Genomic DNA, 23,434 nt, shown 5'->3' on the forward strand with positions numbered 1-23,434 from the left:
AAATAAACTTTCGGCGAGAGAGGGATGCGCGGACGAAATATGAGAGATGAGCCCCAGGGGACCATCCAATAAAGAATCCCCGCTCCGGGTGTCATGGAGAAGCCGGGAGAGCCTCTCGCCGGAGCGGGGCAAATCGTAGGGGCGCCGGGAATTCTCCATGACATTACTAGCATAACTTATGTTAATTGTGCTGTCAATGACATAATTATAAGGTTAGGGTATGAACGATAAAAAAATCAACACAGGCACGGATTTTTACCGGGAGAAAGGTTTTGTCAAAGCCTTGACGTTGCATTTGACAGAAAACCTTTATGAAGAGCTACGGAAAAAAGCCTTCAAAGAAAAAGCCTCCCTCCAGTTGACTGCCCGAAAGGCGTTGGAGAAAGGACTGCGCTAAAAGATTTCATGGGGCCTTTCCCATCTGCCGCGTGGGCGACGGGGGAATGGCCTGCCGGAGCGGCTGTGCAATTATCGGGGTTTCACCGCAGGGCTGGTGTGCGATTCGATGAACGCGGTGTGGGGGGATGGTTCGGTTCGCGTACGAATAGCTTTTCCGCTTTCGGCGGGCCTTTGCTTTTCGTGGGCGTCAATCTTCGCGTTCTTTGACGGTAGCCCTAGTTTGGGGAGGGGTGTGGGAGGGGCCCTTGCCCCGCCGGGGCGAGGGAGTGGGATGGGAGTGGGGAACCCCCTTTAGGGGAGCGCGCGCGGTGTTGGAATTGAAAAGGCGTTGTCCGTTCGGCAAAGGATCGAGAAGGTCTATTATGGGAAAGAGAGCATCACCGCCCGCTTCCGCCTGTCCCTTCCGCCCGACGGAGAATCGCCCTTAAAAGAGGTTCCTTCCTCCCCCGGTTCCGCCGTGTCCCCGGTTTTCCCCCGCCCGCCCGCCGAAAACAGTAAAGGGTCCAACCTTATGGAAAGGTCAGACCCTTTTGATGAGTTCGCTACGAATAAAATGTGGAGTGGCTCCAGTCGGCCGCCAACCATCGATATTACAATACCAAATATCGCCCACGACTATTGGCAAAACTATCGCCTGACCGGCGACTACAACGTGCGGCCTTCCTTGTTGGGGATCGATCGACCTGTTGCGAATGGAGGGGGGAGGCCGTGAATGGCCTCCCCCCTGACGCATGTGTAGAGGGGGGTGCGATGCTCTCCCATCCACTGCGGCAGGTGGTGCCGCGCCTTTGCCGTTCGTCTTTTTGACCGTTGACCGCTATCGCGGCGCCCGGCGGGGCCGTTCCATTTGTCCGCGTTGGTAGAGAGACACAGCGGGGACACAGTCCCCCATGCGGGGCCCATCCTCTGGCCCGTTCAATGTCCCGCTTCAACAATCCAATCACGCCCATTCTCCCACTTTCAGCAAAGAGCCAGCTTCGGTTGGTTCGTCGCCAAGGTGGAATGCGGAAACGTCGCCTGCTTCGGCACACGTTGGTCGCGGATCGCTCAGCCGTTTCAATCTTTCAAACTTCCGATCCGTTGCCCCAAAGAGTAAATCGCTTCCCGTTTCTCCGGGGAAATCCCTTGATGTCCCGCCGGGAAAAGAAGAGCCCCCAGCTGGTCCCGCGAAAACACCGCCCCCCGCTGTTACCGCCGAAAAGCCCCATCCCGCCCAAACCCGGTCGCTCCCCGGCCCCGCACTAGTCGTGGTTTCCGGCCTAGCGGCCTCCAACCATTTCCTCGCCTCCCACGGCTCGGTCACGTGCGCGGGGCCAGTCCGCTCCGTCGCCCCCGCGACTGAACCGCTCCCGCTCCGTTGGAGTCGCTCTAACCCCGCCCAGTTGTTTCGTCCGTCCCGGCCCTGGGAGATATATTCGGGGCCTGCTCCGGCGTTCAAAAGCCGCTCGGCTTCGCCTCGCCCCGCTGTGCTGGCGGTTGATTCGCTACCAGAGGGAGAGAACCCCAGCCGCCGCTCCGTTGGAATCGCTCTCCCCCGGGGCCGCTCCGCCGCGTCGGCCCTTCGCGCCGCCGCCGCTCCGCTCCGTCGACCCCGGGACCGTGCCGCCTTCCGCTCCGGGAGGTTCGCCTCACCCCGGGCTCCGAGGTGCAGTCCGCGGCCCCGCACGTGGGGGCTGTCGCTGATTGGCCGTTGTGCGCTGGGTCTGTGTGGCGCGGGGCCACTGCCCACTGGCGAGGGGTCCGCCCTCCGCTCCGGGGCTCGGGAAACCTAACAAGTCTTAAGGGTTGGCCCTCGGCCTCCTCGTCCTGGCGCGCGCACGCTTTTGACGATGCTTGTCTGCCCACAAAGCCCGACACGTGGAACGTGGCGGGTTTGTGGGTGCTTTCGGCAGTTGTTCGAATGCCATTCTTGCTCCTCCGGATCAGTCCTCAATTTCATAAACTTACGGTGCCGTCAAAAAAGCAATATTGAAAGAGGAATCAGCCCCGCCAATGAAAAACGTCCCAGTTGTCGGCAAATCCATTGACTCCAAGGCGTATGAGCGCCTTATCAATGACCTTCGCACCATCTGGGAAACAGGGAAAACCAGAGCCAAACGAGCAATTGCGAAGGAGGCTCTTCGAGCCTATTGGGAAATGGGGGGAAGGATCGAGCAGGAACAACTGACGGAAAATGCGGGCTATGCAAGGTCGGTCATGGAACGGCTGGCCAAGGATATCAAAACCGATATGACCACCCTCTACCGGTGTGTCCAGTTTCATGAGACATACAAGACCGTCCCGGAGACCGAAGTCCTAGCCTGGGCGCACTACCGGGTCCTACTCACGATCAAAGAACCCAAAGAGCGGGAATATTACACGGTCCAGGCGGAGAAAAACGATTGGACCCGGGACCAGCTACTGAGGGCCGTTCAGGGTGACAGATACGGGGAGGGAAAGAAGGGGAAAAAAGCGAAACAACTCCCCCGCCCCACTGGCGCAACATACGTTTTCAAGGCGATAGTGTTGGACGTCGTTGATGGGGATACTTTGGTCCTCGATGTGGATTGTGGTTTCGAGATCAAAAAGAAGGAACGGATCCGCCTGGCCGGAATTGATTGCCCGGAGATCACCACAGAGGAAGGCCTCGAAGCCGCCGAATACGTCCGCACCCAACTGTCCCGCGTCCCCTTCGTGATGCTCCGCACCACCAAGGTGGACATCAACGGCCGCTTCCTCGGCCACGTCTTTTATTCGCTGGATGAAACAATGGACAAAGACGACATTTATCGTGAAGGTGTGATGCTGAACCAAGAGCTATTGGACAAAGGATTTGCGAGGATATATTAAGTTGGCATTCCCGGGGCGGCCTCCCGCGCGAACTAAAATTACTTTGACAGCATGATATACCATGTATACAACGTCCCCTAACCTATTGCCCCCTCGCCATTTACCTCTTTTTGACCTGGAAAAGCGGCGTTCAGGGGCCCGGCGCCGTCGCGCTGGATTACGCCGAACTGGCCCGGCACATGGAAAACGCCCACCGCCCGGACCGGATGTTCCGCAACAACATGCGCATTGTCCTGGAGCGGCTTCGCGACCGCTACAAGCTCCTCGATTTCAAAACCCATTACGGCGCGCCCGCGGAAGTCCACCTGCGGCCCGTGGCGGGCGCCGACACGGTGAAGGTTCCCGCCGCCTATTGGGAGTACGGCTGGGACGCGCGGCTCGGCTCCCCCGGCCGGGGGGTGTACCTCATCAATCTTCGGGAATCCCAAACGTCCCGCATGTCGCCGCGCTGGTCCCACGGACGGCTCTGGCTCGCCGCCCATTACGGCGTTTCCCCGGACCACATTTTTTCCGGGGTGACGGAGCTTCGCCGCGCCAACCTGCTGGAGGTGGAATACGGCGAAATGGACCAGCACATGGGGCATCCCCGCGAACCCAGCCTCTACACCCCCAACGTCCTCTACGATCCCGCCGACCTGAAAAAAGGTCTGGAAGAGCTTAAGCAAAAACACGGCCCGGAGAAACTGGCCAGGGCCCAAAAAGCCGCCTCCCTCGTGTATGAAGACAGCGACCTGGCCGGCATCGCCCGCCTCATCGAACTGGAGGATCAATACGGCCCCGCCATAATCCGCTGGGCTCTCGATAAGATGGAAGCCAAAAGCCCCTCCAACCCCAAACGCACCCTCCCCTACCTAGTCGGCACCATCCGCTCCCCAGACTGAACCCATTGAAGTGGCGCCAAAAAAGGGCGGTGACGAGGGACCGTGGAGACATGGGCTGGATTGAATGCCCATGCTCAACGCATCTTGGGTGAGAGAATGTGACTTAGAGGGGGGATCAATGGGTGGCGACGGAGAACGTGCAGGGAGTAATAATGGCCACCGTCAATGGAGCAAGCCCAGAGAATGTATCGCGTGGCAGATTGACAGCAAGTATAGCATCTGTTATATTAGCGTTGCATTTTGTTGATGAATCATTGTGGAGATTGGATGCGAACATGACAGAACGCTATGTGATAGGGCCGAAGCCGGGAGATGACTACGCCGAGCGAATAAAGCGTTTGCGCAGAGAGATTGGTCTGACCCAGCAGGCACTCTCGGACCGCTTGGGCGTCTCATTTGCCACTGTCAACAGGTGGGAGAACAAACAGACCAAGCCGTCCCGGATCTACTGGAAACAGCTTCAACAGCTCGAGATGCGTGTGACGGAGGATTCAGCCTCCTACGGCAAGCCACAACCGACCTCGCCGGCGATCCTGGACTTCACCGCTCAACCAGACATCGTAAAGGTCCTGGCCGAGGGCGAACGCCTGTCCTTTGGCCACCTGATGAATCCGGCCTTCGCCACCGAGATCTCCAGCATCGATCCCCTGCCGCACCAGCGCATCGCCGTCTACGACCATATGCTCAAGCAGCCCCGGCTACGCTTCCTTCTAGCCGATGACGCTGGCGCGGGCAAGACCATCATGTCCGGCCTTTATATCCGGGAGATGCTGTCCCGCAGGTTGCTGCGCCGGATACTGATCGTCACCCCGGCCGGTCTGGTGGGCAACTGGCGTCGCGAGCTATTGACGCTGTTCAACCTTCCGTTTCGGATCGTCACGGGGCCGGATGCGCGTGCGGACAACCCGTTCCAAGGCGAGGCGGGGGACCGAATCATCATCAGCATTGATACGCTGGCCAGCCCGCGCATGTTCGCACGCTTCAGTGAACCAATCGTCGTTCCCTACGACCTCGTCATCTTCGACGAGGCGCACAAGCTGGCCTCCGACCGGGGCAACGATCTGCGCGTCCGCAAGACGGACCGCTATTGCCTGGCCGAGGCCATTGCGGGCGTCCAGGCTCAGAACGGCCATTGGTGGCTGGGCTGGAGCGCCCATCACCTTCTTCTCCTGACCGCGACCCCGCACATGGGTAAGGACTATCCATACTACGCCCTGTGGCGGCTTCTCGAACCCGAGATGCTTGCGACACCGGATGCGTTCGACGAGTATCCCCGCGAACACCGGCAGTCACATTTCATCCGCCGTACCAAAGAGGAGATGGTCTACCTGGACGGCCGCCCCCTCTACCCAAAACGCATGTCCGACACGCTCGGTTACGAACTCACCCAGGGCGAGATCAGCGAGCAGAAGCTTTACGACGAAACCACGGACTACCTGCGCTTCGTCTACAACAAGGCCAAACTGCTGAACCGGGAAGCCGCGCGCCTGGCTATGAGCGTGTTCCAGAGGCGTCTGGCCAGCTCGACCTACGCGCTCCTGCGTTCGTTCGAGCGTCGCATGAAAAAGCTGAACGCGCTCATAGAGGACATACAGGACGGAAAAATCACCACCGAACAGATGATGACCTTTCAGGCTCGCCTCCACGAGGACGACCTTCTCGACACCACCAGCGCGGACGATGAAGGCGACGAGGAACACGGCGAAGCCCACGAGGCCGCTGAGGATCGTCTCCTTCAAGGCGTGGTCGCCGCGTCCCTCACCGATCTACTGGCCGAGAAGGAGCAGGTCAAGGCACTGCTCGATCTGGCGCGGAAGGTCCAGGACGGCGGGCATGAATCCAAATTTGACAAGCTCCAGGAAGTCCTGACGGATTCCCGCTTCAGTGGCGAAAAGTTCATCGTCTTCACCGAGCACCGGGACACGCTGGAGTTCCTTGTGCGGAGGCTCGGCGGAATGGGTTATACTGGCCAGATTGCCCAGATTCACGGTGGGATGCCGTATCTTCAGCGTGAAGACGAGGTGGAGCGATTCCGGAAGCCGATGACGGATGGCGGGGCTCGCTTCCTGATCTGCACGGATGCCGCGGGGGAAGGTATTAATCTTCAATTCTGCTGGATCATGATCAATTACGATGTGCCGTGGAATCCTGCCCGCCTCGAACAGCGCATGGGCCGTATTCACCGCTACGGCCAGAAACACGACCCCGTCGTCATCATGAACCTAGTCGCCCCGTCTACTCGCGAAGGCAAAGTTCTAAAAGTTCTGCTCGACAAGCTGGAGAAGATCCGGAAGGAACTGGATTCCGACAAGGTCTTCGATTGCATCGGCCACATGTTCGAGGGCGTCTCCCTTAAGCGGTATATGGAACTTGCGGTCACAGAAGACGCCAACGAGGTGGCGTTGCAACTGGACGGACGTCTGACAAAAGAGCAGATCGATGCCGTGGCCAGGCGCGAGAAGTCCCTCTACGGAGCCGGCGGCGACGTGGCGAAAGAGCTTCCGCGCCTCCGCGTCAGTATGGAGCAGGAAGTCTATTTTCGGTTGATGCCGGGATACATCCGCCAGTATATCCAGCAGGCCGCCCCGCTGGTGGACATCGATGTTGACGGTGACATGGACGGTGTCTTCTCGCTTCGATCCCTCCGGTTCGGAGCGATGGACCCGTTGCTTCCGGTTCTGGAACTGTACCCCGAAAAATCCCGCGACAACTTCTCCGTCGTCCGCCCGACAGACCGCAAGGACGTGATCTGGCTTCATCCTGGCGAACCCGTGTTTGAGCGCTTCCGCGCCCTGACGACGGAGCGGCTGGCGGAGATCGGCACACGCGGTGCGGTCTTCATCGATCCGTCCGCCACCAAGCCCTACCTCTTTCACATGGCGCTTCTCTCAGTGGTGCGCCGTGCCGACCCGGAGTTGCCTGACTTTGCGCAGGAAGAGGTTCTCGAATGCCGCCTCGTCGGTATCTGCCAGCAGGAAGGCGCGGAAATCTGCGTCAGCCCCGTCGAGCATCTTCTGCTTCTGAAAGGCGGACACGGCCTCCCCGCTTCGGCCCAACGGCTGGCCTTGGCAGCCACCGAGCAGAAGGAAATCGCTCGCGCCTATCTGGCCGAGAGGATCGCACGCGGGATGGCCCTCGAACGCAAGAAGACCCTTGCCGACAGCATTCCGGAACGCGAGGGATTCATCCGCCGGGGCTTCGACTACCAGGAATCGGAACTGGCCACCGCCCGTGCGAAGCATTCCGACAAGGCCCGCAGTGGCAACCGCAAGGCGATGGAGGCGCTGGAAGAGGTCAAGCGCCAGCAACGCGAGCTTGCCACACGACGTCAGAAGGCCTTGACCGTCCTGCACCGCGAACCGGACCTGATCGCGCCGGGCGACGTTACCTACGTGGTCCACGCGCTTGTCGTGCCGTCATCCGACCCCGCGGACATCGAGCAGCACGACACGAACGTCGAGATGGTTGCCATGCAGCTGGCACAGGCGTTTGAGGAGGCCTCCGGGGCAAAGGTGCTGGACGTCCACACGCCCGAACTCGCCCGCAGTGCCGGACTGCCCGACAATCCGGGCTTCGATCTGCTTTCCATTCGCCCCGGCAACGAGAAGCGTTCCATCGAGGTCAAGGGTCGCGCCACGACCGGCGACATCGAGGTATCCGCCAACGAGTGGGCCAAGGCCTGCAACATGCGCCAGGACTACTGGCTCTATGCCGTGTACAATTGCGCCACGCCCAACCCGCGCCTTGCCCGTGTGCAAGACCCGTTCGGGAACCTGCTCGCCAAGGCCAAGGGGAGCGTTCTGGTCAGCCACGCCCAGGTCGCGGAAGCGGAGGTCGATAATCATGGGTAAGAAACGCGTTGGCCTAAATGTGCAAAACACAGATGCTCTTCTGGAGCGGTTGCAGCACTACTACAACCTTTCCGTCAAAGTCCTTCAGGCCTTCGGCGGACCATCCGTCTACTTCCATCAGCAGGCAATCTTCGCCCAGTCTACGGCGTTTCTGGGGGACCGGCATATTGAGATGATCTACGCCACGCTGTCCTCTTGGGGCATGCATCGCATGGGCGACCCTAAGGGCACCAAAGCCAAGATGGTGGAGTTCCCCGACTTCCGATCCTCTATTCTTGAGTGTCGAAATGAGCTGACCGCCCTGCGAAATGAACGCTTCGAAAAAGTCACGCCGGAGCGTTACGGCGAGATTCTCCAGAGTTTGAATGGTGTCTACGGGCAAATGAAGGTCTCCATATCGAAATCTACGCTGGTAGCTCACGCGAAGACGCTTGCTCACATACTGCCGCACCTGATTCCGCCGATTGACCGGCAATACACGGTGCGGTTCTTCTCGCAGGACGCGTCCGAGTTCTTCACCAAGAGCGGCAAATACCGCCTCCCCCAAGTCCCCAATGGCTTGGACGCGCAGTTTGGGATGTTCGTGGAACTGTCCGGGAAGATGAAGACGTTGTTTGATCTCTGTGACAAGAGAATTCTTCAAGTCAACGAGCAAGGGTTCAACACCTCCTATCCCAAGATCGTCGACAACCTTATCATGGCGTTTGTGAAATCCGTCAAGAGGCCGTCCAAGAGCTGATCAATATGGCTATCCCAGAGACACAACTTGACACATGGTCACATCAGGGTTCGGTGAAGCAGTCCAGCGACACTTACCAGACCATCAGGAACGCGCTCCTGGCTTCCAATACGAGCTATGCGGACAAGTCCTACGAGGTCTTCCTTCAGGGATCGTATGGGAACGACACGAACATCTATGCCGAGTCGGACGTGGATGTGGTGATCCGTTTAGACTCGATCTTTCGCAGCAACATCGGCGACCTTTCGCCTGCGGAGCAGCAAGTGTATCACTCCATCTTCCCCAAGGCGACCTACTCATTGGCCACATTCAAGGCCGGAGTGCAGGCGGCACTCGTGAACCGTTTCGGAAGTGCCGCAGTCAGACCAGGCAACAAAGCCATCACAATCAAGGGCGAAGGCGCTCGCCGAAGCGCTGACGTCATCGTCTGCCACCAGTATCGTCACTACAAAAAGTTTGATCTCAATCGCCCGGACGACTACACGCCCGGCATCATTTTCCCGAGTGAGCAGGGAGATGTCATCAATTATCCCAAGCAACACGCCCAAAACCTCACGGCGCAACATCAGAAGACAAGCGAGATGCTCAAGCCTATGGTGCGCATCCTGAAGAACATGCGATCTTGGATGGTTGAGAACGGGACGCTCGGCGATGGCGTTGCGCCATCCTACTATGTGGAGGGGCTGTTCTTCAATGTGCCGGCCACGCAGTATGTCTCGTCGTCTTTCGGCGACACGTTCTGCAACGGTATCAACTGGATTCTGAAAGCCGACAAGACAAGCCTCGTGTGCGCAAACTGGCGGTACTGTCTTCTTGGCGAATCGAATGTCCAATGGCGTCCCACCAGTTGCGATGCTTTTCTCGCGGCCGCCTGCAAACTCTGGAAGGACTGGTGACGCGTGCACTCATACGCCAGTGATAGCATTGATCGCCGCATCGCCCCGTGGGTGATTGCCATATGCGCGGTCGGCGTTGCCTTCCTCTATGGAGCTTTCACGCGCGTCTTCCAGATGGCATTGCCGTGGTGGTGCGAAACGCCAACAATTATGTTCGTCTATGGCATCCTGCACTGGCTTTACAGTTCATGGCTCTGGAGACGGAGGATCTGCAGCGTTCCGCTGTCGCAGATTCCAGACTGCAACGGAACATGGTACGGGCTGCTGAAGTCATCGCACGACAACGGCAAGACTGTTGAAGGCATGTTGTTTGTGCACCAGACGTGGCCGAAGATCGTCTGCGAGTTTCAGACCGAGTCTTCCGTGTCTTACTCACGGATGGCATCCCTCAACGTGACACCCGGGGCGTCAGAGGGATTAGTCTACGAGTACACGAACGATCCCCGCTCGGATGCATCCAAGACTATGCACGCCCACCGTGGGTTCGCGTTCCTTAGGCTGTCGGCAGACGGAAAGCAACTCAATGGAGGCTACTTCACCGGCCGAGACCGCGCAAACTATGGCACAATGCAGTTGCGACGACTATCGCCTAAGCGCCTTGGTTTCCAAGATGCCAGCGACTCTTTCAAACGGGGGGAGACCGAACGACATGGATGACCGCCCCAGACTCATCGAACACGCCTTCCCGCTGAAGCAGGCTTCGCTGGATTCCGTTCATGAGAAGAACGTGCGGCATGGGCATATCTCCACCCTGCACATCTGGCCGGCGCGGCGGCCGTTGGCGGCGTGCCGGGCGGCGCTGATCGCCACGCTCCTGCCCGACCCCGGAACGCCCGAGGGGCGGAAGGCGCTGTGCGAGAAGATCGGCGGCAAGCTAGTCAAGAAGATTGAGCGCAAGAAGATGCCTGACGGGAGCATCGTGGAACGCGAGAAGGAAGAGACCGAGGGCGGCATTCTGCATTGGGGCCGGGAGACGGAGAACAAGGCCGACCTGGACTGGTTTCGGGCGGAAATCAAGAAAGCCTACGGCGGACGCGCCCCGAAGGTGTTGGACCCGTTTGCGGGCGGTGGAGCGATCCCGCTCGAAGCCATGCGCCTGGGGTGCGAGGCGACCGCCGTGGATATCAACCCGGTGGCGTGGTTCATCCTCAAGTGCACGCTGGAATACCCGCAAAAGCTGGCCGGGAAGACCCACCCACTGCCGGACTTCATCCTTGAGAACGAAGAGTTCATGGATGCCTTCTACAAGGCGCACCCGTATTTAGTGGGCCGGACCAAGAAGACGAAGAAGCAGAAAGATGCCGACGATGGGGTGTTCCCCTCAATGGTCAAAGAGGACTCTGGCCGCGCTCCAAAAGCCGACCTCGCATGGCACGTCCGCGCCTGGGGCCAGTGGGTGCTGGAACGCGCCCGCCGAGAATTGGCCCAATTCTATCCCACCTATGCCGACTTTGAGCCACTCGACACCAAGAACGCCAAGCCCTACGACAAGCGGCCGATGAAACTCGTGCCACTTAAGGATGGCGGCACGCCGGACACTGGCGCGCTGAACAAGGATTTCAGCCCGCAATACCTCGCCGACAAAAAGAACCCACGCTGGGTGTCCAAGCCGACCGTGGCCTATCTCTGGGCGCGAACAGTCAAATGCAAGAACTGCCGGGCTACTGTTCCGCTCCTAAAAACGCGGTGGTTGTGCAGGAAGGACAAGAAGCGCGTTCTACTGGCAATGCAGCCCAATCCACGCAAGACCGGCGTTGTCTTCTCCATCGAGCAGAACGTTCCCAACAAAGGGGGCAACGCCGCGCAGAAGCGCGAGCACGACAAGCGCATTGCCGCCGGAACGATGTCTCGTTCTGGGGTCAAGTGTCCCTGCTGTGGCACTATCATGACAATGGAGGATATCAGGGTCGACGGCAAGGCAAGGCGTCTTGGGGTGGTAATGACCTCGGTGGTTGTAGATGGCCAAGCAGGCAAGGAATATCGCTTGCCGATGGAACATGAGAGTGTGAAAGTTAAGGCGAAAGAAGAAGCACTGCCTGAAGCGTTCCGACATATCCCACACGGTATACCTGAAGAGGCAATTACTGAGGATGCAAAGCAGAATAGCTGGTGCGTTCAGTTTGGCTTTGATACGTTCGATAAACTATTTACAACGCGCCAATTGTTAGGGCTCGGCACGTTCCTAATTCACATACGTCGCATTCCTTTGGAAGCATGGGGTGTGGAGATACGGGCGTTCCTGTCGTGTGTGTTTGGCAAAATGGTCGACTATGAGAATGCCAGTACGTCGTGGTACTCCCAAAACGAACAGATCACTCATTTGTTCAAACGGTTTGCGTTGCCAGTGCTTTGGGACTTTACCGAAGCATCGCCAATCGGGGGAGCATCCGGAAGTTGGGCATCGATGCTGTCTTCTGTATGCAAAGCCATAGATGTCGCAGTTAATCTCCCATCCGACATGCGACCACCCAACATCTTGAACTCGTCGTCGACCACCTCGGCAATGTCGGGCATCGACCTAGTAGTTACTGACCCTCCATATTACGACTCTATTGGTTACGCAACGGTCATGGATTTCTTCTATATCTGGTTGCGTCGAAATCTCGAGGACCTCGGCACAGACTTCGCGAAATCATTTCGGACTCTACTATGCCCGAAGTGGGACGAATCAACTAATGACGGGGAACTTGTTGATGATGCGTCCAGACATGGTGGAGACAAGGTCAAATCTAAGGCGGTCTATGAAGACGGAATGGCCCGTGTATTCCAAGCATGCCACGCTACGCTGAACCCTACAGGAAGATTGGTTATCGTGTTTGCTCACAAACATCCGGATGCTTGGGAAACACTGGTTTCTGCGATCATCCGTGCTGGGTTTGTTGTTCACGGGAGTTGGCCAATACAGACTGAAATGCCCAACAGGACTCGGGGCCTTTCATCCGCGGCCCTTTCCTCCTCTGTCTGGCTCGTCTGCAGGAAGCGTTCGGCCACAGCAAAACCCGGCTGGGATAACCAGGTCCTTGACGATATGCGCACAAACATCCGGGCGATGTTGCGGGAGTTCTGGGATGCGGGGATCCGTGGGCCAGACTTCGTGTGGGCCGCTACTGGCCCGGCAATGGAGGCATACAGCAAGCATCCGGTGGTGAAGAAGGCGAACGAACCCGGACCGATGACCGTTAGCGAGTTTTTGACCCATGTTCGCCGGATCGTGGTGGACTTTGTGGTCGGCCGCGTGCTTTCCGGCGATAAGGAAGGTGATGCCGACATGGCCGCTGCCGACCGGCTGGACGAGCCGACGGCCTATTATCTCCTCCATCGGCACGATTTCGGCATGGATGAGGCTCCGGCGGGCGCGTGTATTCTCTATGCCGTCTCCTGTGGTATTTCGGACCGGGAACTGGCTGGGACGTGGGACCTGATCGGTTTCACCAAGGGGAAGGGCAAGGATGACGAGGATGAGGAAGCCGATGCCGACGCGGAGTCCGGTACAGAGAAAGACGATGATTCGGGCAGTAAGGTGAAGTTGAAAACCTGGGCACAGCGCAAGGGCAAGTCGCTGGGATATGAAGCGCCGGGCGGGAAGCCCATTCCACTGATCGACCGCGTGCATTGCCTGATGCATCTCTGGAAGGCGGGCGACCTGTCCAAGGTGGACGGCTACCTGGACGGCAACGGCCTGCGGCGACATGAGCTGTTCAAGCGGCTTCTCCAGTCACTCATAGAACTCTCCCCGCACGGGACTGAGGAGCGGTCACTCATGGAGTCCATCAGCAACCACGTCGGCGCGCGAGGTGTGATAAAGGATCGGGCCCCGGAGTTGTTTGTCACGGAGAAGAGCTTGGAGGAGTCATGAAAAAGAAAGAGAAGACCGCGGCGCTCGTCGTGCCGACTGCCGGGAATTATCACTCTTTGGTCGCTGACATCTCGGGACTCCTGGAGCAGGCGAGGCGGACGACCGTCAAGACGGCGAACAGTATCATCACAATGACCTATTGGAAGGTTGGCCAACGCATTGTGGAGTTTGAGCAGGGCGGAAAAGTGAAGGCAGAATATGGGAAGGAATTGCTGGTTTCCCTGGCTCGTGACCTCACCGCGCGGCATGGCCGCGGTTTTTCAAAGTCAAATCTCTTTCTGATGAGGGCTTTCTACCTTGGGTGGGGAATATTCCAGACACCGTCTGGAATATTCGAGGGCTCCGCAAAGTTCGCCTCACTTCCCTTGCCCGAAGACAACAAATTCCAGACAGTGTCGGGAAAATCCGCGATGGCCCAGACTTCGTCTGCGCAATCGCCTGCCCCGACCTTTCCCTTATCCTGGTCCCACTATGTCCGCCTGATCTCGGTGGAAAAAACGCCCGCCCGCGCCTTCTACGAGGCGGAAGCCATTCGAGGCGGCTGGTCGGTCCGCCAACTGGACCGACAGATCGGCACCCAGTTCTTCGAACGCACAGCCCACTCTAAGCGGCAGGATGTCATGTTGGCGCGAGGGGAACAGGCCAGGCCTGAGGACGTCGGCGCGTTGGAAGAACAGATTCGGGACCCGTATCTCCTGGAGTTTCTAAACCTGAAAGACGAATACAGCGAGACCGAGTTGGAGGACGCCATCATCCGCCATCTGGAGTGGTTTCTTCTGGAACTCGGCGCGGGGTTCACCTTCGTCGCCCGGCAGAAACGGATTCGGGTTGGCAACGAATGGTATCGGATGGACCTGCTCCTGTACCACCGCCGACTCAAGAGCCTGGTCGTGATTGACCTGAAACTGGGCAAGTTCACACACGCCGATGCCGGCCAGATGAACCTCTACCTCAACTACGCCCGCGAGCATCTCATGGAGCCGGGCGAGAACGAGCCGGTAGGCATGATCCTCTGCAGTGCCAAGGACAACGCTGTGGTTCACTATGCCATGGGCGGGATCAAGGCCAACGTGTTCGCTTCGCGGTATATGACCACCCTGCCGGACGAGGAGACTTTGCGGAAGGAGATTCTGAATACTCAGCGGGTAATTGCGGCACGGAAGAAGGAGAACGATAATGGCTAAACTACCCTGGAAACCCTGGCATGAAGTGGTGAAACTCCGGGACGATTTGCGTTCCGGCGAACTCCCGATGCATATGTTTGCCGCTGACCTCTACGAGGTCATGATGCAGCGCGGCAAGCGCCCGATCTACGAGAAGCCGGAGCATTTCTTCGCTCTGACCTTCCCCACGCCAACCTGCGCCATCTGGTGCGGGACGTGGTGTTGCGGCTGGCGGGCAAGAACGATAAAGCTGTCCGCCAACTGGAGTTGACCTACGGTGGCGGCAAGACGCACACGCTGATCACGCTCCGGCATCTCGTCAACGACCCGGAGAAGCTGCCGGGCCTGCCCACCGTGGCGGAGTTCGTGGGGGAGATCGGCCAGAAGCCGCCCCAGTGCCGCATTGCAGGTCTGTGCTTTGACAAGCTCGACGTTGAGAAGGGCATGGATGTCCGGTCGCCGGACGGCAAGACCCGGACGCTCAAGCACCCATGGAGCGTGCTGGCCTACCAGTTGGCGGGCGATACGGGGCTGAAGGTGCTCCATGCCTCGAACAGGGCTGAAGAGCGCGAGACCGCGCCCGCAGAAAATGTCCTGATCGAACTGCTCGAATTGCCCGGCAAAGATGGTCTGGGCACTCTCGTCCTGATTGACGAGGTGCTGATGTATGCCCGCGAGAAGGTGGCGCAGGACAGGGAGTGGCGCAGCAAGCTGGTGAACTTCTTCCAGTACCTCACCCAGGCCGCCACCAAGGTGGACCGCTGTTGTCTGGTGGCGTCGCTCCTGGCAACGGACCCGCGCAAGAGCGACACACTTGGGCGGGAAATTCAGGCCGAACTGTATGACATCTTCCAACGCCAGCGGGAAGAGGCGGTTGAACCGGTGGTGAAAGAGGACGTGGCCGAGGTGCTCCGCCGCCGGTTCTTCACGCCCGAATCGCTCAAGGACCGCGAGGGTTTCCGTCAGCATGTTTTGGCCGCGATCAAGGGCATCGCCACTGTGGATGAGCAGACGGCGAAGCAGGGCGCGGAAGCTGAGGAGCGTTTCCTCAAGAGCTTCCCGTTCCATCCCGACCTGACCGAGGTTCTCTACTCTAAGTGGACGCAACTGGCCCGCTTCCAGCGCACGCGCGGGGTGCTCAGAACCTTCGCGCTGGCATTGCGCGAGGCGGAGAAGTGGGACACCAGCCCGTTGGTGGGGCCGACCGTGTTCCTGGCCGCGCCCGACAAAGAAGGTCTTTCCGAGGCCCTGCGCGAGATGGTGGCCGTGGCGGATACGGAAGAGTGGGAAGGCAAGAAGCAGGCGTGGACCGGAATCCTGGACAACGAGTTTAGGCAGGCCCGCCTGATTCAGTCGGAGTCTGTCGGGCTTCGGAACCGGGAAGTGGAACAAGCCGTTGTGGCGACGTTCCTGCACTCGCAACCGGTTGGGCAGAACGCCCGCACACGGGATCTGGCTGTGCTTCTGGGCTCCGTGCGTCCCGACAAGATCGAGCTGGAGAAGGGCTTGGCCCGCTGGTCGCAGTCCAGCTACTGGCTGGATGATCTCTACACGGCGGTTTCCGCGGGTCAGCTTCCGGGCACATGGCGGTTGGGCAACCGGCCGAACCTGACGCAGATGCACGCTGTGGCGGCGAAGAACATCCCGGATGACACCGTTCGCGCCCGTTTGCTGGACGACATCGGCAAGGCCAAGGCTCTCACCGCCAACGCGTCGGCGGCGGGCGTCCGCGTCCATACGCTTCCGACCCGCACAAAGGACATTGAAGACGACGGCGCATTTCACTACGCCGTGCTCGGGCCGAATGCGGCATCGGAATCCGGCAAACCGAGCGCGGAGGCCAAGCGGTTTCTTGACGAGACCACCGGATCGGATCGGCCGCGCGTCTGCCGCAACGCTGTGTTGCTGGTTGCGCCGTCCAAGGACGGTCTGGAACTCGCCATGGCCCGCGTGCGCGACTATCTGGCATGGGAGATAGTGCGCGATGAGGTAAAGAAGCAACAAAAGGACGGAAACGTGGACCCGGCCCGCGCCCAGACGATGCAGATCAACATCGACAAGGCGAAGGGGCGCATCCCCGAATCCATCAAGCAGGCGTACTCCATCGTGGTCACCGTATCCGATAAGGACGATGCGCAGGCGTTCAAGATCACGGTGACCGAAGACCCGCATTTCAACACGATCAAGGCCGACAAGCGGTCTCGTGTCCAGGACACGGCCATCACCGCTGAGGCTCTGCTCCCGGACGGCCCGTACAACCTCTGGCGAGCAGGCGAGACCGCTCGCCGGGTGAAGGACCTGGCGGGGGCGTTCGCTCAGCTTCCGCATCTGCCGAAGATGCTGAAGGCCACCGCCATCCTGGACACCCTTGTGGAAGGTTGCGTGCAGGGCACGTTTGTGTTGCGGCTGACGCGCCCGGACGGAACGTCGCGCTCGTGGTGGATGTCGAGGCCGGATGAGAACGCGCTTAACGACCCCGCGATGGAACTCGTCCTGCCGGAAGCGGCCGTTCTTACGGATATCGCACCGAATCTGCTCGCGCCCAAGAGTCTGCCTGGGCTGTGGACTTCTGACGAGATTGCCGTCAAAGTGGCGTTTGACTACTTCGATGGCAAGACCGTCATCCAAGTAGATCGAGGCGGCTATCAGGAGCCCATGCAGATTCCCAAGGCCTCGCAGGAGGTCGTCGAGACGGCAATCGCCGCCGCCGTGGCACACAGTGACATCTGGTTGCTCTCGGGCCCTGCCAGTATTCTCGGAGAACCGATCCCGGCAGGCGTTCTGAGCGCCAGCGGCAAGCTCTGCGTGCCGCCTCCGGCTATTGCCGCCGCCGAGATCCTCCCGGAAAACCTGAAGGATGCGTGGAAATGCGGGGTCTCTTCCGGCTTCTCTGTCGCCACCGCGCTATCCGTCAAGATGGGCAAGACGCTTCCATGGAAGACAGTGCGGGATGTCATCAGCGGTGCGCTCCAGGCGAGATTCCTTGAGCTGGATGCCGGATCGCAGGCGTGGCCGTGCGATTTTCCGTCAGCTCAGTTCGTGAAGATCAAGGTCGCCACCGCTGGGGTCAAGGGCGGCACCGGCGGGACGGGTGGAGAGGACGGATCGACACCGAAGATGCTGGTCGCCGAGGCCGAACTCGAACCGTCGCAGGTACAGGACTTGGGCGATATCATCCCCAAACTACTGGACGTCAAGAACAAGTCCAACCTGCCTCTCCGGTTCCAAGTGAGAATCGAACTGGGCGACGGGAAGACGATGCCCTCGGCGGAGGCCGTCCAGAAGGCCAACGCGATTCTGAAAAGCGTGAAGGAAGACATGCAATTGAGGTAGTTGAAGGACGCATTGCCCAAGACGATGGTATAAATATCAGGGTATATCAGTATAGGAAAATGGGGACGGTCTGATCTTGCCCCGATAATGTGGACACGCGATTAAGTTCATGAGTTCTGCTTCTCAAAAGCCGATGGGCTTTTGTAGCCCACTCCAGAATGCCGCCTTTCGGCATTGTAAAACAACTCGATGTAATCGAACAGACTGTGTTCCGCCTCTTCGCGTGACCCATAACTCTGCCAATATGTGTGCTCAGTTTTCAGCGTGTGAAAGAACGACTCCATCATGGCGTTGTCGTAGCACGTTCCTTTGTCGCCCATGCTGCCATCGATCCCTTTGGCTTTCAGCAGCGCCTGGTATTCATGGTTCGCGTATTGCGCCCCTGATCCGAATGGTGGACCAATCCGGGTTCCCCTTTTCGCTGGCCCAGAGCTCTTTCAAATGCTGCCCGGGCCAATTCTGTCGTCGGTCGGCGCCCCAAGGACCATCCCACGATCTTGCGGGAATAGACGTCCAGGATCGCCGCCAAATAGGTCCAGCCTTCCCGCGTCCAGATATACGTAATGTCCGCAAGCCAAAGCCGGTTGGCCTGGGGCGCGGAAAAGACCCGCTGAACGAGGTTCGGCACGCCCACGAACCTCTTTCCTTTGTGTCCCTTGGCCCGGAACCGTTTCTTTACCTTCGCTTGGATTCCCGCGCGCCTCATGAGTCGCGCGACGCGATGGCGCCCGCAGTGGAACCCACGTTCCTGCAGTTCTTCGGTCACGCGCGGGCTCCCGTAAGTCCGGCGGCTATTTTCAAAGATCTCTTTGATTTGGTTCAAAAGAACCTGATTCTCTTGCTCCCGGGAGCTCACTGCTGCTCCCCGTCGCCGGTAATACCCGCTTCGGGACACATCCAGCGCCCGGCACATCAGATCCACCCGGTGTTCTCTTTCGTATTGCCTTATAAGCCTGAATCGATCGACCTTGGGCGCGACAAGATGGTTAAAGTTTTTTTTAGAATCTCGCGCTCTTCTTCGGCATTTTTCAACGCCTGCCGGAGCTTCCGGTTTTCTTCTTCCAGGTCCTTTCGTCGTCCGCGACCGGGAAAGGCGTTCTTGGGGTCTTGTTTGTAGTCCTGTTTCCAGCGGTGCAGCACCTGCCGGTGAATATCCAGCTTTCGCGCTACTTCCTCGAGGGGGACCCCTTCATCGAAGACCATTCGCAACGCATTGTGTTTGAAATTGGCGTCAAACGTTCGCCGTGTTCGCTTCTCCATGGACACACCTCCACCCGTAATGTGACTTATCTGGGTGTCCACTTTTTCGGGGGAAGATCAGGGCTTAGATAAATAGTTAATTGACGAAATCCGTGCAATGCTCCCCATTCGTCATTGGAACAGAGAACAAAGAAGACGGAGTTCCCTTATTTAAAATTCATGTCCTGTGATCCGTGTGGCGGCGAAAATCGGACAGGCAAGTTGTTCAATTGAGAACATGCCCATCACCACAGCGATGTGGGCAAAAAAGTCCTGGATCCCCATTTCAGAAACCACTTAACGGCCTGTCCCGGGTCGAAGGGAACACCCCTGGCGAGCGCACAGACGATCCCCATTTTAAACTGAGCTTTTAGGTGGCCTTGCCAGGCGGCTTTTTTGATCCAGGTGGCGGCGGTGGGAAGGTTTTTGGGAACTCCACGCCCTTTGGCATAGAGAATGCCGACGACGTATTGGGCTTCCTCGTGGCCTTGGTTGGCGGCCAGGAGAAACCATCGGGCGGCCTGCGAGGGGTTCTTTGGAACGGCTTGGCCCTTGGCGAACATCAGGCCGAGGGAATATTGGGCGTCGGCGTTTCCTTGGATGGCGGCATTGTGGTGCCAGTTGGCGGCTTTGGCCAGGTTCTTGGGCACACTTCGGCCTTTGGCATACAGGAGCCCCAGGGCCTGCTGGGCGACCGCTAAACCCTGAGCGGCGGATTTTTGATACCAGTCCCGGGCTGTATCAAGGTTCACGGGAACGCCCCAGCCCCGGGCATGCATCTGCGCCAGAGAGAACTGGGCGTTGGGGTTCCCTTGTTTGGCGGATCGGCGAAACCATTTAACGGCGGATTCGTAATCCCTGGAAACGCCGTCGCCATGGGCATGCATGGTTCCCAAATAGAATTGGGCCGCGGCGTGGCCTTGGTCTGCGGCCATTTGGAACCACTTGAACGCCTCCCGGCTATTTTTCAGAACTGTTTGGCCGATGATATGGGCCAAGCCCAGATTGAATTGTGACTCGGCGCATCCTTGCTCGGCGGCTATGCGGAACCATTTCAATGACTTGGCGGGGTCCTTTGGAACACCCTGGCCGTCGGCATACTTGTGCGCCAGATCCCGCTGAGCCTCGGGGTTGCCTTCCTCCGCCGACAGGCGAAGCATTGCAAGGGATTTCTCGCGGGACTCGGGCGAGTTTTTCACGTCACCGTAGGCCTTGGCCAGGGTGAAGTGGGTTTTATCGTCCCCTTCCCGGGCCGCTCGCTTGAGCCACATCTTGGCCAGAGCCAAGTCCTTGGGGACGCCTACGCCGATGGTGTGGACCACGCTCAGCATCATCATCGCCTGGGCGTGACCCCGGGCGGCGGCGTCCCGCCACCATAGGACGGCCTGGGCGGGGTCCTTCGGCATCCCCTGGCCTTTGGAATAGGCTTCGCCGATTTTATAAAGGGCGTCGGCGGAGCTGTTGTCCGAAGCCCTTCGGAAAAACGCGAGGGCCTTCTTGATGGCAGGGACGTCATCCCCCGTGCTCTTCCTAACGGCAAAAAGCTTGGTGAGGTCCTGCCAACTTTCCCCGAAGGGCTTTAACTGCGGTTCACGATCATTGAATTCTGCCATGGCCATCCTCCTGTGATTGGGTTCGGTTCATGCATTTCCCAGTTTGTCCGGAATGCCGCCTGTAGCGGGCCCGGTGGGCTGGGCCATTTAACGCCACCTATTGCCCGCGAGGCGGGGCGGCAATGATGTAGTCCAGGATTTTCTCATAGCGTTCAATATCCTCTTCCAGTTCGGCGATTTCCTTGTTTAATTTTAAGGTCTCGCCCGTGAGGCGGAGCACCTCCATCATGGAGTCCCGGCATTTCATGATGAGGCTGAGGTTATTCTCCGGTTCCGACTGCTGTTTTTCCGGCTTTGCATCATTCTCGTTTTTCATAATGGACCTCCTGCGATTGGATTGGTTAAGTTTCAAAGGGTGTCGAGCCCCCGTCCTGCGGGCCCGGTGAACGGAGCCCGACGGGGGGTTGTCAGGGTTTGAGCGCCTCCTTTACTGATGTTTCGCGCAGGATCGTGGTGTCTGAAATCCATTTATTTCTCCTGCCTTTGTTTCCTAACCCGTTTCACGGTTAGGCCGCTGGACTTAAGCAAGGCGATAAGGCCTTCTTTTCCGCCAAGATGTGCATAGCCCACCGCCATGAACGGGCGGTCGGTTGTTTTTAGAAGTTGGTGGAAGGTGTGCGCCATGGCGCGGTTGCGGCGGACCATGATGTCGTAGTCGCTGTCTGCCTTGTCCAAGACCCCGACGCGGCCCTCCCGCCAATCTTCCCACACCCAGTCCCCCACGTCACGGGCCTCGTCAATGGCGCGGTCCAAGGTGTCCGGCTCGAACGGGTCAAAGACGTAATCGTTTCTGGCCCTGATGATTCTTGAGTGTTTTTTGTGAAGCCAGTCTGGTTCGGCCGCAAGGATTGGTTTCGAGAATCCGGCACGCCCAAAAAGATGCCGCTCAATCCCGTTTTTGAAAGAGTATCCGCTGAGCTCGATCACGGCTCGATCGGTATCAAAGCCATTAACCAGAGGGGCCTTCTCTGTGACATACAGGGAACGCCGATAGGCTTCGGCCCTGCGGTCGGAGATGGACTGGGACCGGTAGGCGAGCCAGGCCGCGGGGTCTCGGCGGATCTGGAGTGCGGCCACCCGATAAAGCAAATCGCGTTCCTTGCGGGTGTCTCGTTTGACGGGCGCGGGGCTGGGTGCCCGGGGTTTAGTCTTCCCCAGCTTGATTTCAAAGGAGAGCAACCGGGCGCGGTCAAAGGCCTCTAAAATGGCGGGGTCCAGAGGGTAAACGCTGTCTTTGCCCGCGTGGATGGTGCCCAGCACGTGCCCCGTGCGGGCCCCGTCGGTGACCTCCCACATCATGGTGTAACGGTTGTCCGCGAAGTGCGCGAGAGCCAGTCGGCCGACGATGAAGATAATAAACACCAGGGCGGCGCGATACGTGAGGGACCTCGGGATCAGTTCCCCCAGGGATCGGGGGAAGAAAGGAACCTCCTGGCTGAATGACGGGGTTTTCGGTTCGCTGTCATCATGGGTGGGGTGGCTGGAATCGTGTGCCATGATCGTTCTCCTTTGAGACCGAGGTCCAAGAAGATCGAGTCGCCCATGATGTCGGAGGGAGGATGCTTTCGTCCCTGCCTCCATTGTAAGGGAGAAACATAGATAAATCAAACTAATAATATTGATAACTGATATAAAAACTGATAATCTATTGGCATGGAGATCCAACAGATGCGAGCGTTCTTGGCGGTGGCGAGCGGGGGCGGGTATTCCCGCGCAGCGGAGACCGTTCATCGGACGCAACCGGCGGTGACGGCGTCGGTGAAGGCGCTGGAACGGGAGCTGGGGATCGCGTTATTCGAGCGGCGCGGCCTTGTTGGCCGAGGCGGGCCCGGCCTATGAAGTTGGATTGGAGGCCGGGGGATGGGAGGCTATCAAGACCTACGCGGCGGGGGGGGCGTGGCGGTGGTTCCGGAACTGTGCCGGACAAAGGATGATCGCCGTCGCCTGGCCGTGCGAAGCACGGGGGACGTGTTCGGCCGGGACAGTTACGGAGTGGTCACCCGGCGGGGGATGGCGTTACCTCCCGCCGCTCGGGAACTTATTCGGTTGGTGGACCCGGGGTTTCCCGAGCTGGCGCCCAGGGGGGGGCAAGGCTTAGCTGGCCTATAGGAAAGCTCATCGCTTGGATCGAGGTTTGACGCGGACAATTTGAAACTATTCTAAACTTGGTTAAAGATTGTCTGGCAACCCGCCACCTCACCCTCCCACCAAGAACCACAAACCCAATCGGCACCCAAGTCCCGGTGGATGTCCAGTGGCTCATCAATTGTGAACTCAATAACTTTTTTAGCTCCTTTCTCCTCTGCTTGTATAATCGCGGCGGACGGAAGCCGGAGGAAATAATTTGAACCGCTACAGAATCCCAGAATAATCCCCTTTTTGGGATGGATCAGAGCGGGAGAGCCAAAGACAAGGCAACGAGAATCTTGGGGCAATGAAGCATTGATCACATCCCAAAGTCGTTGGACAACATCTGGATGGGAACCTTGTTTTAAATAGGGGTCATTTGAACTCCCGGGATTTGCCACCATGGGTATTTCAGGGGAGACGCCCTCTTTTAAAAAGGCAAGGGCTTTGAGATTTAGTGGATGGAAGGGATCCAGAGGCAACAAAATATTTTTGGTCATATCATCCT

At 58.6% G+C, this 23,434-nt stretch carries 20 protein-coding genes; 13 read left to right on the plus strand and 7 right to left on the minus strand.

What is annotated here, in order from left to right; translation table 11 throughout:
* Positions 1-220 precede the first annotated feature (220 nt).
* The 11 genes from IPP35_07830 (at position 221) to IPP35_07880 (ending at position 17,947) form a co-directional block, all read left to right on the plus strand.
* Positions 221-397 carry a hypothetical protein gene (locus IPP35_07830; GenBank protein ID MBL0059004.1) on the plus strand — a complete coding sequence of 59 codons (177 nt, stop codon included), beginning with the start codon at positions 221-223 and terminating at the stop codon, positions 395-397.
* A gap of 1,994 nt (positions 398-2,391) precedes the next feature.
* The gene (locus IPP35_07835; GenBank protein MBL0059005.1) at positions 2,392-3,228 is read left to right on the plus strand and encodes a thermonuclease family protein; all 837 of its coding nucleotides are present in this window, start codon (positions 2,392-2,394) and stop codon (positions 3,226-3,228) included.
* A 110-nt stretch (positions 3,229-3,338) separates the two neighbouring features.
* Positions 3,339-4,109: a hypothetical protein gene (locus IPP35_07840; GenBank protein ID MBL0059006.1), complete on the plus strand. Its 771-nt coding sequence runs from the start codon at positions 3,339-3,341 to the stop codon at positions 4,107-4,109.
* A 275-nt stretch (positions 4,110-4,384) separates the two neighbouring features.
* The gene (locus IPP35_07845) at positions 4,385-7,960 is read left to right on the plus strand and encodes a DUF3883 domain-containing protein (GenBank protein MBL0059007.1); all 3,576 of its coding nucleotides are present in this window, start codon (positions 4,385-4,387) and stop codon (positions 7,958-7,960) included.
* Entirely contained in the window at positions 7,953-8,699 is a 747-nt protein-coding gene (locus IPP35_07850; GenBank protein MBL0059008.1) for a hypothetical protein, read from the plus strand. The genes IPP35_07845 and IPP35_07850 overlap by 8 nt, the downstream gene beginning before the upstream one ends.
* Before the next feature lie 5 nt (positions 8,700-8,704).
* Positions 8,705-9,595, plus strand: a complete 891-nt coding sequence (locus IPP35_07855) for a nucleotidyltransferase (GenBank protein MBL0059009.1) — start codon at positions 8,705-8,707, stop codon at positions 9,593-9,595.
* 3 nt (positions 9,596-9,598) lie between these two features.
* Positions 9,599-10,252, plus strand: coding sequence for a hypothetical protein (locus IPP35_07860; GenBank protein ID MBL0059010.1), 654 nt, complete (start codon positions 9,599-9,601; stop codon positions 10,250-10,252).
* Positions 10,245-13,451 (plus strand): DUF1156 domain-containing protein, encoded by a 3,207-nt coding sequence (locus IPP35_07865; GenBank protein MBL0059011.1) that lies wholly within the window; start codon positions 10,245-10,247, stop codon positions 13,449-13,451. Before IPP35_07860 ends, IPP35_07865 begins: the two co-directional genes overlap by 8 nt.
* Positions 13,448-14,635, plus strand: coding sequence for a DUF1016 family protein (locus IPP35_07870; GenBank protein ID MBL0059012.1), 1,188 nt, complete (start codon positions 13,448-13,450; stop codon positions 14,633-14,635). The genes IPP35_07865 and IPP35_07870 overlap by 4 nt, the downstream gene beginning before the upstream one ends.
* Positions 14,628-14,885 (plus strand): hypothetical protein, encoded by a 258-nt coding sequence (locus IPP35_07875; GenBank protein MBL0059013.1) that lies wholly within the window; start codon positions 14,628-14,630, stop codon positions 14,883-14,885. Before IPP35_07870 ends, IPP35_07875 begins: the two co-directional genes overlap by 8 nt.
* Positions 14,837-17,947: an ATP-binding protein gene (locus tag IPP35_07880; GenBank protein MBL0059014.1), complete on the plus strand. Its 3,111-nt coding sequence runs from the start codon at positions 14,837-14,839 to the stop codon at positions 17,945-17,947. The genes IPP35_07875 and IPP35_07880 overlap by 49 nt, the downstream gene beginning before the upstream one ends.
* Before the next feature lie 107 nt (positions 17,948-18,054).
* Here IPP35_07880 and IPP35_07885 read toward each other — a convergent pair whose 3' ends face one another.
* The 6 genes from IPP35_07885 to IPP35_07910 all read right to left on the minus strand — a co-directional run bounded on the left by IPP35_07885 (position 18,055) and on the right by IPP35_07910 (position 22,296).
* Complete coding sequence (locus tag IPP35_07885; GenBank protein MBL0059015.1) at positions 18,055-18,267, minus strand: IS3 family transposase; 213 nt, start codon at positions 18,265-18,267, stop codon at positions 18,055-18,057.
* A 23-nt stretch (positions 18,268-18,290) separates the two neighbouring features.
* Positions 18,291-18,869 carry an IS3 family transposase gene (locus IPP35_07890; GenBank protein MBL0059016.1) on the minus strand — a complete coding sequence of 193 codons (579 nt, stop codon included), beginning with the start codon at positions 18,867-18,869 and terminating at the stop codon, positions 18,291-18,293.
* 23 nt (positions 18,870-18,892) lie between these two features.
* Positions 18,893-19,207, minus strand: coding sequence for a transposase (locus IPP35_07895; protein ID MBL0059017.1), 315 nt, complete (start codon positions 19,205-19,207; stop codon positions 18,893-18,895).
* Positions 19,208-19,431: 224 nt separating this feature from the next.
* Positions 19,432-20,799, minus strand: a complete 1,368-nt coding sequence (locus IPP35_07900) for an SEL1-like repeat protein (GenBank protein ID MBL0059018.1) — start codon at positions 20,797-20,799, stop codon at positions 19,432-19,434.
* A 97-nt stretch (positions 20,800-20,896) separates the two neighbouring features.
* Positions 20,897-21,115: a hypothetical protein gene (locus IPP35_07905; protein MBL0059019.1), complete on the minus strand. Its 219-nt coding sequence runs from the start codon at positions 21,113-21,115 to the stop codon at positions 20,897-20,899.
* A gap of 152 nt (positions 21,116-21,267) precedes the next feature.
* Positions 21,268-22,296, minus strand: coding sequence for a TraB/GumN family protein (locus IPP35_07910; GenBank protein MBL0059020.1), 1,029 nt, complete (start codon positions 22,294-22,296; stop codon positions 21,268-21,270).
* 156 nt (positions 22,297-22,452) lie between these two features.
* Here IPP35_07910 and IPP35_07915 point away from each other — a divergent pair, with 156 nt between their 5' ends.
* The gene (locus IPP35_07915) at positions 22,453-22,638 is read left to right on the plus strand and encodes a LysR family transcriptional regulator (GenBank protein ID MBL0059021.1); all 186 of its coding nucleotides are present in this window, start codon (positions 22,453-22,455) and stop codon (positions 22,636-22,638) included.
* A gap of 21 nt (positions 22,639-22,659) precedes the next feature.
* Positions 22,660-22,908 (plus strand): hypothetical protein, encoded by a 249-nt coding sequence (locus tag IPP35_07920; GenBank protein ID MBL0059022.1) that lies wholly within the window; start codon positions 22,660-22,662, stop codon positions 22,906-22,908.
* A gap of 50 nt (positions 22,909-22,958) precedes the next feature.
* Here IPP35_07920 and IPP35_07925 read toward each other — a convergent pair whose 3' ends face one another.
* Positions 22,959-23,426, minus strand: coding sequence for a hypothetical protein (locus IPP35_07925; GenBank protein MBL0059023.1), 468 nt, complete (start codon positions 23,424-23,426; stop codon positions 22,959-22,961).
* Positions 23,427-23,434: the final 8 nt, after the last annotated feature.

The sequence above is a fragment of the Elusimicrobiota bacterium genome (assembly GCA_016721625.1).
In the GTDB taxonomy this organism is placed as follows: Bacteria; Elusimicrobiota; Elusimicrobia; order FEN-1173; family FEN-1173; genus JADKHR01.